General features: G+C 68.2%; 12 protein-coding genes and 1 riboswitch. Of the genes, 3 read left to right on the forward strand and 9 right to left on the reverse strand.

Annotated features, from left to right (window positions below; translation table 11 throughout):
* Positions 1-665: 665 nt before the first annotated feature.
* Complete coding sequence (locus Aco03nite_RS49705; protein ID WP_203809744.1) at positions 666-2,246, reverse strand: sensor domain-containing diguanylate cyclase; 1,581 nt, start codon at positions 2,244-2,246, stop codon at positions 666-668.
* A gap of 385 nt (positions 2,247-2,631) precedes the next feature.
* A complete protein-coding gene (locus Aco03nite_RS49710; RefSeq protein ID WP_203809746.1) occupies positions 2,632-3,162 on the reverse strand; it encodes a peptidase inhibitor family I36 protein in 531 nt (176 codons plus the stop codon).
* Positions 3,163-3,497: 335 nt separating this feature from the next.
* Here Aco03nite_RS49710 and Aco03nite_RS49715 point away from each other — a divergent pair, with 335 nt between their 5' ends.
* From Aco03nite_RS49715 to Aco03nite_RS49725, 3 genes are all read left to right on the forward strand, one after another.
* On the forward strand, positions 3,498-4,088 hold the full coding sequence (locus tag Aco03nite_RS49715; RefSeq protein WP_203809748.1) for an RNA polymerase sigma factor: 591 nt from the start codon (positions 3,498-3,500) through the stop codon (positions 4,086-4,088).
* Positions 4,085-5,137 (forward strand): hypothetical protein, encoded by a 1,053-nt coding sequence (locus Aco03nite_RS49720; protein ID WP_203809750.1) that lies wholly within the window; start codon positions 4,085-4,087, stop codon positions 5,135-5,137. Before Aco03nite_RS49715 ends, Aco03nite_RS49720 begins: the two co-directional genes overlap by 4 nt.
* Before the next feature lie 39 nt (positions 5,138-5,176).
* Positions 5,177-5,340: riboswitch (cyclic di-AMP (ydaO/yuaA leader) on the forward strand.
* 382 nt (positions 5,341-5,722) lie between these two features.
* Positions 5,723-5,962, forward strand: a complete 240-nt coding sequence (locus Aco03nite_RS49725; RefSeq protein WP_203809752.1) for a hypothetical protein — start codon at positions 5,723-5,725, stop codon at positions 5,960-5,962.
* Positions 5,963-6,645: 683 nt separating this feature from the next.
* On the opposite strand, the gene Aco03nite_RS49730 is transcribed toward Aco03nite_RS49725, so the two are convergent.
* The 7 genes from Aco03nite_RS49730 to Aco03nite_RS49760 all read right to left on the reverse strand — a co-directional run bounded on the left by Aco03nite_RS49730 (position 6,646) and on the right by Aco03nite_RS49760 (position 11,561).
* Positions 6,646-7,434 (reverse strand): hypothetical protein, encoded by a 789-nt coding sequence (locus tag Aco03nite_RS49730; protein ID WP_203809754.1) that lies wholly within the window; start codon positions 7,432-7,434, stop codon positions 6,646-6,648.
* 166 nt (positions 7,435-7,600) lie between these two features.
* Positions 7,601-7,855: a helix-turn-helix domain-containing protein gene (locus tag Aco03nite_RS53845; protein ID WP_239146086.1), complete on the reverse strand. Its 255-nt coding sequence runs from the start codon at positions 7,853-7,855 to the stop codon at positions 7,601-7,603.
* Positions 7,824-8,801, reverse strand: a complete 978-nt coding sequence (locus Aco03nite_RS49740) for a methyltransferase domain-containing protein (RefSeq protein WP_203809756.1) — start codon at positions 8,799-8,801, stop codon at positions 7,824-7,826. Before Aco03nite_RS49740 ends, Aco03nite_RS53845 begins: the two co-directional genes overlap by 32 nt.
* A gap of 166 nt (positions 8,802-8,967) precedes the next feature.
* Positions 8,968-9,159, reverse strand: a complete 192-nt coding sequence (locus Aco03nite_RS49745) for a hypothetical protein (RefSeq protein ID WP_203809758.1) — start codon at positions 9,157-9,159, stop codon at positions 8,968-8,970.
* A 97-nt stretch (positions 9,160-9,256) separates the two neighbouring features.
* Positions 9,257-10,126: a hypothetical protein gene (locus Aco03nite_RS49750; RefSeq protein ID WP_203809760.1), complete on the reverse strand. Its 870-nt coding sequence runs from the start codon at positions 10,124-10,126 to the stop codon at positions 9,257-9,259.
* A 176-nt stretch (positions 10,127-10,302) separates the two neighbouring features.
* The gene (locus Aco03nite_RS49755) at positions 10,303-10,920 is read right to left on the reverse strand and encodes a GNAT family N-acetyltransferase (protein ID WP_203809761.1); all 618 of its coding nucleotides are present in this window, start codon (positions 10,918-10,920) and stop codon (positions 10,303-10,305) included.
* Entirely contained in the window at positions 10,917-11,561 is a 645-nt protein-coding gene (locus Aco03nite_RS49760; protein WP_203809763.1) for a hypothetical protein, read from the reverse strand. Before Aco03nite_RS49760 ends, Aco03nite_RS49755 begins: the two co-directional genes overlap by 4 nt.
* Positions 11,562-11,608: the final 47 nt, after the last annotated feature.

The raw sequence follows: 11,608 nt of genomic DNA on the forward strand, positions 1-11,608 counted from the left end.
CCCCGGTCACCAGGTGGATGATTCCCGACGGGCAGCGGTAAGGCATCATGGATCGACGAGTAGATCAACGACCGCTGCCCCTCTCGCGATCGATCAGTGAGGGTCTGCAGTATTGGCCACGTTCGGCCGCCAAGTCGCCGACACCCAACACCTGCTACGGGTCCAGCAGAACTCGTACGAGCCGAATAGCCGCGGCTGGTGGCATGCCCCGCACGACTGCCAGCACCGGCAAAATCTAGATCCACCGCAGCCCACCGGTGCTACGCAACCACCGCCGGTCAACACACCGCCCTGCTCGACGACGATCCGGACCGCACAAGCGGTGTTTTCGCAGATGAAGCTACAGACCCGCACCAGAAAACCGGACCGGCTGACCAGTGACCGGAGTGTCCGTCGACTTGCGCGGGTGGCGGCCACGCACCCGGGTCTGCTGATGACACGGGTTAAATTGTGGCGGTACCGACTTGCGCGGCCGTCCGCACCGGTCACTTATGTGGACCAACCTGCTGATTCGCCGGACCCTCATCCGGTCGAAAGACAGTTGGTGGTAGCGGATCGGCGCGAGGCTGGGGCGGCCCCGCGCTGGAAGGTGGCGTCGGTGCCCCGTCAGGCGGCCGGCGGCGTTGTCGTCGAGGGCGCCTTGGTGCCGGCACAGTTGGCTTTCCTCAGCTCAGCGGGGCGTTGTGGGGCATTTGAGGGCGGGCTACGACGACCTGGTCGCGGCCGCCGCGTTTGGCAGCGTAGAGGCAACTGTCAGCGGTGGAGAGCACCTCGGCCTGGGTGACGCCCCTGTCGGCTTGTGCCACTCCGACGCTGACGGTCACCGACAACCCGGCTGCGATGTCGTGCCAGGGGTAGGCGCGGATGGCGTGCCGGACGCGTTCCAGCCGATCGGCTGCCTCGTCGGCGTCCGCTCCCGGGAGGACCATCAGGAACTCCTCTCCGCCCATGCGAGCGGCGAAAGCCGAAGAATCGACGCCGGCCTCGTTCTCCATGATCTCGGCGGCTTTGACTAGGACGCCATCGCCGATGTCGTGAGAGAAGTCATCGTTGACGCGTTTGAAGTGGTCTAAATCCAGGACTGCCACCGACAACGGCAGCTCCGGTCCGATCATCAGGAGTGGCAGGTGTTCGTTGACGAAGCGCCGGTTGCGGAGCCCGGTCAGAGGATCGCGGTGGGCCTGCTCCCGGAAACGTTCCGCGTCCCGCCGTGCTTCGGAGACCTCGAATATCGCGTGACGGTTGCGGGCCTGAGTCTCCTGTAACGACAGGTGCTGGTCCTGGTAGGTGCGGAAGAACTCGCGGTGCATGTGGAAGGCAGCCTCGAAGTCACCCCGTGCAGCGTAGGCCTCCGCCTGCTCCTGCTGTAGCCGTACCAGAACGTCGCCCAGTTCACGCTCCACGCAGAGTTCCTGGCAGGCCTCCAGACACGCCTGCGCCCGCTCCTGCTCACCCTGTCCCCGCAAGGCGACAGCCAGGGTCAGCAGATACTCAGCGCGCGAATCAGCCTCCTCCACATTATTACGCTCGTCGTACGCCATCGCCCGCTCTACCGCGCGCTCGGCTGGTACGAACTGGCCATTCGCCACATATATGTTGGCGATCGTGTCCAGGTCAGCACCCTCGAGTTCCAGGCCGGCGGCTTCGGCGACCGTTTGCAGCCGCTGTGCAACCTCGTAGGCGGCTTCGGCGAAACCACGTCGGAGCTCCATGTATGCCCAGTTATTCAGAACGGCCATCCGTAGCCAGGCCAGCTGCTCGGCGGCCGCGAGGGCCTCGGCTCGCCGGTAGTGAGTTCGCGCGATCTCCATCGAGTCGAACTGGCCCAGCGCGTCGGCGAGTTTGGTGCGGTGCCATACCCGGGTCCGCGCCGTAGCAGTGTCCTCCAACAACTCCACGGCTAACAGGGAGTGCTCCAACGCCGCCGCGAAGTCGCCGAGGTGGCGGTCGACGTTCGCCCACAGTAGGTGGACCCGAGCCAGCACCGGGAGCACGTTGTGCTGGACGCCCCACTGTTCGATCTCGCGTACCTGACGGCCAACCGTCGCGATCTCGCCCGTACGCAGCGATATCTTCGCCTGACAGATCCGGGCCCGCATGACGAGTTCATCATCACCCAGCACCCGGGCGCGTTCCTCAAGGTCCACCGCCACCTGCAGGACGTCTAGATCAACCCAGGCGAACTGCTCCTCTATCTCGATCAGTGCACCGAGAAGTTCTGCCCGCGCACCCGCCGGTCCCATCATAAGCGGCAGTTTAAGGTCCGCTTTCGCCGTATTGTGCGCCAATCCGTTCACCCCGCCCCGGCTCTGCGTAGCCAGCTGGCGCAAACGACGACGGGATCATCTCGAACCCAGCCGCCCGTCATCTGCTGCCAATGGACGACGGAGCATCCCACCGGCCCGGCTGATCAAGCGCTGTTCACTCGGTTGCGCCCCGTGCGCTTGGCCGGCGCTGTTGCGTTGTCCGATCGTGAGACGTGTTCAGCCTGGCCAGGTAGCAGGTCTCAGATCGCGGTAGCGAGCTCGGTGAACGCGGTGGCCAGGCGAAGGCGGGCTGGGGGTTCGGTGGCGATCTCGTAGTGTCCGCGGCGGCTGGCCCTGCGCCTGTTGGGGCTGAGACGGAATGGGTTTAGCAGCCGGTGCGGCTGACGTAGTCGGCTCGGTTGCTATTAGTGCCGGCGTTAGCGAGGGTGCGGCTTGAGGTGCCGACGGTGAACAGGCGAGTATCGGTGGCGCCGTTCTCGTGCAGGAACGCGACGGTGCCGCTGCTCATGTTGTAGTGCGCGGACTCGATGCGGTTGCGCCAGCCCCAGGTGGCGAGGTCCTGCCAGCCGCAGCTGGACAGGCGCCCTCGGGGGTACGTGTAGTTGATGCCGTCGTAAAAGCAGTACCAGCCTGACGGGCAGTCGGCGGCGGCCAGGGTGATGGCGTCGGGGCGGGCCACAGTGACGATGAAGGTGCCGTCGGCGTAGGAGATGTCACGGTCGCTGGTCTGTTTCCCGCCGGGATGGGCTCGCAGGTATCCGTCGACGACGCCCTGCACCGAGCCGGGGGTTGTGGTGGCGTCGGCATTGGCGGAGCCGGGGGTGCTGATGGCGGCCACTGCTGCGAGCAGGACTGCGGCGGTTTGGCGGGTGGGTCTGACGGTGGTGAGCTTCATTGGTTGCCCCCGTACGTTAATCAGCGTTCACCTATCAAATCGCGACGCTACCAACGGTTACATGCCGGGCGCTCAGAGTGATTCGCGTTCTGTGAAGAGGGGCTGTCGTGGCACGCCTGCACGAGGCGTTCGGACGTGCACGACAACACCCGCAACTGATCGTTTTAAGTCGATTTCCGACCTGCCGTGACGGCGGCCGGCGCCGCCAGGTGACGGCTGGGTAACGATCGCGGATCTCGTACTCCCTCGCTGGTGTCCGCGCAGAGGTACAGATCAGGGGGCTCGTTTCCGGTCGAGTGGCAATGGTGCCGTCACCGGTGTCGACAAGGAGAACGTTGGACGAGCGAAGCGCCACCGAGCTGATCGAGAAATTGGATGCGGAGATCGGCGACAAGCTACGCAAGCTCACGTACTGGAGCCTGAAGGATCGGCGTGACGCGGAGGAGGTCATACACGATGTCTGGCTGGCTGCCTGGGAGGCAGCGATCGCCGGGAAGCAACCGCAGAGGTGGGCGCCGTGGTTATGGCGGGTGTGCGAGAACAAGATCTGCGATGTGCGGAAGAGGAAGCGCCGGCGCCGCGAGGACCCCACCGACATGTTGACGTTGCCGCTGGAGCTGCCGCAACAGCGTGATCCGCACAATGCCTATGCCGTGATCGATGCTCGCGATCTTGTCGTGTCCTTGTGCAGGAAGGCCCGCGACATCAACGCGATCAGCAGAAGTGACCTCACGGCGATCCTCCTGTACGCCCTCGACTTCTCTGACCAGGAAGCCGCCGAGGTCCTGGGCCTGCATCCGTCCTCGGTCAAAGGCAAACGGCAACGAGCTCTGGAACGACTGCGAGAGCTGTTGCAGCCGAAGATGATCGTAGGCCGAGCCGGGGCTGACAGCATCGCATCCGAGCAGAAGGGGACACTGTCATGAGCGGCCTGGATCCGGACCGGCAGGAAACCGAGATCAGCGACGAGGAACTCGCTCAGCTGCTGATCACCGCGCTGGGAGAGCCGCCTCGCGACCAGATAGCTGCCCGGCCGCTCACCACGGATCAACGGCTGCGGCAGATGTACCGGCTGCGGCGGCAGAAGCGCCGCCGACGCTGGGTGGCCGCGGTGAGCCGTTACACCATCGTCGGTCTCGTCGTGGCGGCGCTGATCGGTGGGGTGTGGACGGTTGCTGGCCTGCACCGGCCGCAGGAGCAGACCGCTGCGCCGGCACACGATCCGGTGGCCACCGTCCCGGTGCCGCTGGAGCTCGGGGATTCCGGCTCCTGGATACCGGCCCGCCAGCGTCTCACCGACCTGGCCGGCACGGTGGCGGAGCTTGACGAGCAGCCGGCAGCCGGGCGGTTCAGTCATACCTGGACCCGGTTGTGGGCCAGGGACGCGACCGATCCGCTGGCACCCCCGGTGGTGCACGACGAGCAGCGGTGGTGGGCACCCGACCGCGCCGGCCGGCAGACCCGCGCCACCGTCACCGGCTGGATCCCGGGCGCCGAGCCCGGCCCCGTGCCCGTCGCGGACGCCGGCCAGGACGTGTCGTATCAGGCCGGCGAGATGCCGGTGGTCCTGCCCGAGTTGTCCGACGACGTGTTCCTGGTGTCGAGCCAGCTCGCCGAGCGGCAGGATCCGGCCGACGGCCCGCAGGCCACCCTGCGGGCCGTCCGGGAGGTTTATCGGTTCCACGCCCCGGCCCCCCGCCAGCGCGCCGCGATGCTGCAGGCGCTGGCCGACACCGACCGCCTGTACACGGCGGGCCTCGTCGACGGCGGCGCCGGACGGCGTGGGCTGGCGGTGATGGCCGACAGCGAGAACGGCACGGTCCGTGACATCGCCGTCCTCGACCCGGGCACCGGCCGGCTGCTGGCCTATGACACGGTCTGGTTGCAGCCGCCCGCCGCTGTCAGAATCCCGACCCCAGCGTTGTCGGACTCTCTGCTAATCATTGAGGCGAATCACACCAGCACTCCGCAGTGAACACCAGCCGGGCTGCTACCACCTCGCACCATCAGATACCTGTTCCAGCCGTTGAGTCACCACCCGGTGAATCGGGGAACCAACCGGCAACCGCAGCCAGCGGCTGTCACGTGGGGTGTATCCGGTCGGCATTACGACCGGTAAGGCGCGCTTCCTGCCCGAACCCGTCAGCTAACCCGATAAGCGGCATCTCCATTGTGGAAGAAACGAGAAACGCCGATGCGCGCACAGCATCACCGTGGCCGCCGCCCCGGCATCCCGGGATCGCCGAGAGCCCAGGGACACGGTCACGACCCGGCCGCCGATGAGCCCCTTCCCGGTAAACCCGCACGCCTGGCCGGCGCCCCTTTGCCGCGGCGGCCGGGCCGCCAACGGGCCCCGCATACCGTCCGCTGCCCGCGACAGCTGGACGACCATGCCGGCGCAAGACTTGCGCCTCACCGGCTGCGCGCCGTGACGTAAGCCGCAGCACGCCTCACCCACCTTGCCTCCTCGGCGCCCCTTCACAGCATCGGCCCGACAGCCCGTCGGCCGAGCGCCGGCCACCTGGCCGGCAGTCAGGGCACCGAGGAAAGGGGATGTGTTTTGGACATCCAGCAGCAAGGTGACGGCTCCGACCCGCGACCCGATCGCCGGGCGGAGCTCCAGCGCAAGGCCGGTATCGCGCTCGACTGGGTCCTGCTCATCAAAGCGACCTGGAGCACCGCGATGCTGGCTCTGACGCTGGGCGGGAGTGCGACCCCCACAGCAGCGGGAACTGCCGCAGGGATCGCACTCGGGGTGACGGAAGTCGTGCTGCGCGCTTGGAACCGACGACGGCACTGACATCCGCCCGACCCTGAAGAGCGGCCCGCCCCTGAAAAGGGGCGGGCCGCCCCCGGGCCGTCATACGCCGCGTTCGAGCCCTGGCGTGCTCGGGCGCGGAAACCTGGAACTGTAAGGGTCTACCGGCAGGCCTTGTCGATACGTAACGGCGTAACCCCGTCGGTACACCGTTGTCACCCACGCGAGGCCCTGAACGATCATTTCGATCTTCGTCTACCCTCACAAACAGGGCGGCACATCGTCAAGATGCCCAGCAATACGCCACATCATCTGCGATATCTCAAACACTTACCGTAACCGAGCGCTTCGACGCGTTGGCGCATCGACCGAAGTCAGGCCGGCATCGCAGGACCTCAACCCGCGGCATCCGGAGTCACTCGGCAGCCTGGATGGCGATTAGCTCGCGCTTAACGTGGGGCATCGTGTGGGCGACTTCGCACTGCCGGCTGAACAAGCCGCCGCCATGCTGCGATGGCCGGTGTGTGCCGGCGAGGGCGAATATTCGCAGGACCGGCTCAGTGACCGTCAGGCAAGGATCCGGGCAACATGGGCGCCACTGGCATAGCGGACCGAGCCCTCCAGGCCGATCGTCATCACAGCAGGAAGCAGCAGCCGACAGCGTGTCGCTCGAACCATACGGGCCATCAGTGTCGTGGCGTGCCGACCAGCCACGGGGCCGGTGGTCACGGGATCGCCGGGACGAGGTCGGCTTGGAGGTAGGTGCGGTAGCCGGCCACTGCCGGGTACGGGACATCGAGTCGGTGGGCGCCGCCGGTGATGATCTGTTCGGTGGCCAGGATGCGCCCCGTCTTGGGGTCGATCAGCAGTAGGTGGGTGATGTCGGCGCCGCTGCTGCGGCTGGGCAGTGCGAAGACCGTGGCCCTGCGTCCGATGCGGTCGGTGCTGGTGCCGGCGTAGGCCATGGTGGTCCGGTCGGCCAGCACGCTCAGGATCACCGCGCGCTCGGGCCCGGTCAGGACACGTTCACGCAGCAGGTCGGTGATCCCGTCGATGATCGCGGTACCGGTGGTGGAGGTGCGGGCGAGCCAGACGGCGAGCTGGTCCGGATCGGTTGGCGGCCGGTCCGCGAACGCTGCGGGAAACGAGCCACCGGGGTAAGCGGTGTGCACGGGGGTGGCCGGGGGCGGCCCGATATCGACGGTGAGCGCCCGCTGGTCATCGCGCCACAGCTCGTGGCGGGTCGGGGTGCCTGCGGAGGTGACGCTTTGTCCCGCGATGGTGGTGTGCAGATCCCAGGTGTCGAGCAGGAGATGATCGACGGGGCCGTCGCCTGTGGTGGTGTCGGCGCGGGCGGCGACGGCGAGTGCTCCGAGCGTGACCGGCGGCGGGCCGCTGGTGGGCGTGGTGATCAGCAGCGGGTCGGGGGTCGCGGCGGCGATGGTGGCCGCGGGCTGGCCGTAGTAGATGCCGATGGGGAGCATGATGGCCAGGCTGACGGCGGCCGCCAGCATCAAGGTGGTTCCTGTCGATAGCGGGCGGCGCGGTGCCTTCATGATGTCCTTTCCGCCCGGGTGAGGGCGTGTCGTTTTTAGGGGCTCGGCGTCGGGGTTCCTGGAGTCGCGGGCCAGCATGGCGCCCTCGGGTTGGCTTCGATGCAGGCGCTGGTCCCTGCGGGGTTCAGCTGGTGGCAGTGGTGTTCTCGATGAGGGGTTTGCGCTGGCCGCCGGGCTTACGGAAGAGGACGCCGGCGTCTTCGAGGATTTTGTGGATCGTGCCGTAGCTTCGGTTGCTCTTCTCGGCGAGGGCCCGGATGGAGGCCTCTTTCCGGTAGCTGTTGGGAAGGGTGGCGCTCAGTTGCCGGCGTTCCGTCGCTGTCAGCGGGGTGATCCTGCGGTGCGGTTCACCGGTAGCGGTCGCCGTGTCGTGGTCCATGTCTGCTCCTTGAGAAGTGGGAAGGGGTTCGCAGCCCGGGCCCGGCGCATTGCGCGCCTGAAGGGTGGGCTGGGATGCCGCCGGCCTGCCGGACTGCGCGTGGTGTCATCGCCGGACGAGTTCGGCCGCCGCGGGCACGGCGGGGATGGTCACGGGTGGCCCCGTCGTACGGCAGTCGGGCGTGGGTGAAGGCGATCTCGTAGGACCGCACGGTCAGCTGCGGGTCGTGCGGTAGATCGGTGAACCGGTCGAGGTCGTCGATGGTGAGCCCGGCGGCGAAGAGCCGGTCGCGTTTCTGGAAGGCGCCGTCGGCCAGCAGTTGGATGGGGTAGCTGCCGCCGGTCCAGGTTTCGGCGTGCCAGCGGGTGTGCACGGCGGCGCCGGCTTCGGCGAGGGTGTTGTGGACGCCCTCGCGGCCCCACTCCATGTCGGCGCCGTCGGGTTCGATTGCGTCGCCCAGCACGTTGAGGACGAGGTCGACCAGGTTGCCGTCGTCGAGGGCCGGGGCGTGCAGGGTGTAGGGGCGGGGGTTGACGACCTCGGCGATCAGGATGGATCCGCCGGGCGCGGTCGCCGCGATCATGGCGTTCAGCAGCGCACGGCGGTTGGGCAGGTGCTGGGTGAGCAGGCGGGCCTCGACGAGCTGGACCGGGGCGTCGGCCAGGTGGCCGAGGCCGGTGGTCAGGTCGTGCTGGACGACGGTGATCCCGGGCTGGGTGGGCAGCATCGAGGTGTCGAGGTCGACAGCGACGACTTCACCGACCGGAGCGACGATCTCGGCCAGCGCGGCGGCGATGGTGCCGGCCCCGGCGCCCAGGCTCAAGCATCGGGCTCCGGGCCCGATGCCGGTGGTGTCGAGGTCGGCGAGGGTGTGCGGGTCGAGCCAGGCGGCCAGCCGGATCATCTCGGCGGATCTGTCAGGGGACGACCGGTGAACAGTGGTCATGGCGGGGCTCCGTCGAGGACAAGGGCGGGCGGCCGTCGCATCGCGGGCGATGCCACGGTTGGAGGGGCCTGCGCGGTGAGGCGGCGCGGGCGTCGTGGCCGAGGTAGCAGCTGCCAGCGAGCCGGGGTTGGGGGACGGGTGGGAATTGCGGTGCGTGGCTGTGGTGTCAGGTGCGCCAGATCAAGGCCAGAGTCAGGGGCAGGGCGACCAGGATGATGGGCAGCACCACGGCGGTGGTGTACGGCGAGGTCCGCCAGGTGTGCTGGGCGCGCCGGTAGGCGAGATAGCCGAGGAGCATCGCGGTCGTCGCCCGGCTGGTGCGGATTCCGGCCGGGTGTCCCAGGTCGTGGCGGAGCATGGCCTGGGCGTGGGGTGTGGCGAGCGCCCGGCCGATCGCCGTGTTGACGTCGATGGTGGAGAGCCCGGCGGGTAGGGGCCTGCGGTGAGGATCACTGTCACCGGTACCGCCGTGCGTTGCCGGGTGTGCTGCCGGGATGTCGGGTAGAGCTGCCGGGTCGCCGGTGAGGTGGTGGTGTTCGCTGTGCCAGGGGGTGCTGGTCGGTGTCTGGGGTGTGTGAGCAGACGACGGCGTGAGTGTAGGCGTGGTCGTCGTTGGTTTCGGCGGCGGCAGTGGTGAGGATGTCGGCGATGTCGGTGTGCTGGTGGCGGTTCAGCAGGGCGAGCAGGTCGTGGTCGCGGCGGCAGGCCCGCAGCATCCGGACGTGGGTGGTGGCGATCGTCCGGCCGGGGCCGGTGGCGTCGGGGGTGGTGTGCTGGCTGAGGTGCCAGGTGTAGGTGATGGCCTGCAGCGCGTCGGCGCAGTGGCCTGCGGCGTGCAGGTTCAGGGCGAGGCTGATCGTGGTGGTGAGGATGTCCAGCGGGCGGCTGAGGATGCGGTAGGTGCTGAGCAGGTGCTGGTAGACGACGATCGCTTCGCTGTGGCGGCCGTGGGCGTGTAGGGCGGTGCCGTAGGCGTGGGCGGCGTCGAGCCGGCGTGGGTGGGTGGGCTGTTCGTGCAGGTGGTGGCTGGCGCGGTGGGCGTAACGTGCGGCGTCGAGCTGGCCGAGGCCGGTAGTGTGCGCCGCGTAGAGCATGCAGGCGTCGATGAGCAGCGGATCGGTGGGCAGCCAGGCGTAGTCGAGGCCGTCCAGGTGCACGGCCAGTAGGCGAACCGCGTCGGCGGAGCAGCCGGCGGCGATCAGGTTTCGTGCGGCGGCGACATCGTCGGGCAGGGTGTTCAGACTGCTGCGCCCGAAGGCGGGAGCGCGCCTGGCCGGGCATACCGTGGCGACGGTTCGAAGCCGTGTGCGGCGGGCCGAGACCATAACGACGGCCTCCTTTCTCCTTCGGGCGGACGGGATATGGACAATCTGCACAACGGCGACACGGCGGAACGGCCGTCGTGGCCACCGCGCGGCCGGGGCTGCGGACCGCGCGGTGGCCGGGCCGGCACGTCCACAGCGACAGAGCGGTGCCGGCCATGGGACACCCGAGGTTTCCCCTAGCCGGTGGGGTGGCCTCGGGACGGCCGCCACATCGCGTGGAACGGAGATCCGTCTTCGAGGGTGAAGGTGTCCAGGTCGGTATAGCCGAGCCGCCGGTAGAGCGCCTGGTTGGCGGAGTTGGTGGCTTCCAGGTAGGCCGGCCGGTCTTCGAGATCGAGGCGGTGATGGGTTGCGGTCAGCAGGGCGGAGCCCAGGCCTTTGCCCTGGTCCTGGGGCCGGACGGCCACGAACGCCAGATAGGCGTGCGGCTGGAGGGGATGGTTGTCTTCCAGGATCTTGTCCAGGTGCGCGAAGCGCGCTTGGAGGTCGGGCGGCACGATCTCGTTCAGCCGCTGGTCGTAGTGGGGGATCGGGAGTGGTTTCGTGGTGTGGTCGAACCAGACCGTGACCGCGGGGATCTGCCCGTTCTGCTCCAGCAGGAACACGTCACCGGCGCCGCCTGCCGCATGTTCGGCCAGCAGGCTGAAATATGCGGACATGACCTGCTGGCGGCGGGCGAGGTCAGGGATGAGGAACCGGTTCGGCCGGGCGTCGTTGAGGGCACGGGCGATCAGGTCACCGACCAGGGCGACGTCGGCGGTGCTGGCGGCGGGGCGGATCCTCGGGGCGGTCATCGGCGTGCTCCCGAGCGTGCCCGGTGCTGCCCGTCGTCGGGCGCGGCTGCGTGTGCGGGTGCGGTGGCCGCAGAACCCAGGCCGATACCCCGGTAGACGTCGGGGCGGGTGCTGCGCAGTGTCCAACCCCAGATCAGCCCAAGAACAGTGACAGCCGCGAACGCGACGGGTACCAGGACCGACGGGCCAGTCCAGCCGTCGGTGTCGTACAGCGCCGGCAGGTTGGTGAGCATCAGGTACAGCACGCCGGCCAGCAAGGGCAGGGCCACCCACGGCGCGATCATGCGGGCCCACAGCGGCTCGCCGTGGGAGTCGCGGCTGAAGAAACCGATCACCGCGGTGGCCGTGACAGTGATCAGGATGGCCACGCCGACACCGCCGCTGGTGCCGAGGGTGAAGAAGAACTGGGTGAGGGGATCTCCGCCGCCGATCGCGAACACGATGATCGCGGCCAAGCCGATTCCGGACTGTGCCAGCGAGGCGTAGCGGGGTGCGCCACCGGCGGTGAGGCTGAGGATTCGCGGCAGATCGCACGCCAGACACCGGCCCGTCGCACTCGACGTCACATGCTCGTCGAGCAGCGCCTGAGCCTTGCCGAGTTGCTCGGCGGCCGATGGCGCGACATTGGTGTTCACCATCATCCCTTCTCCTTCCGGAAGGTAAGCGGGCGTACACGGGCCAAGGCGTC

It is taken from the genome of Actinoplanes couchii (genome assembly GCF_016862075.1).
GTDB lineage: Bacteria > Actinomycetota > Actinomycetes > Mycobacteriales > Micromonosporaceae > Actinoplanes > Actinoplanes couchii.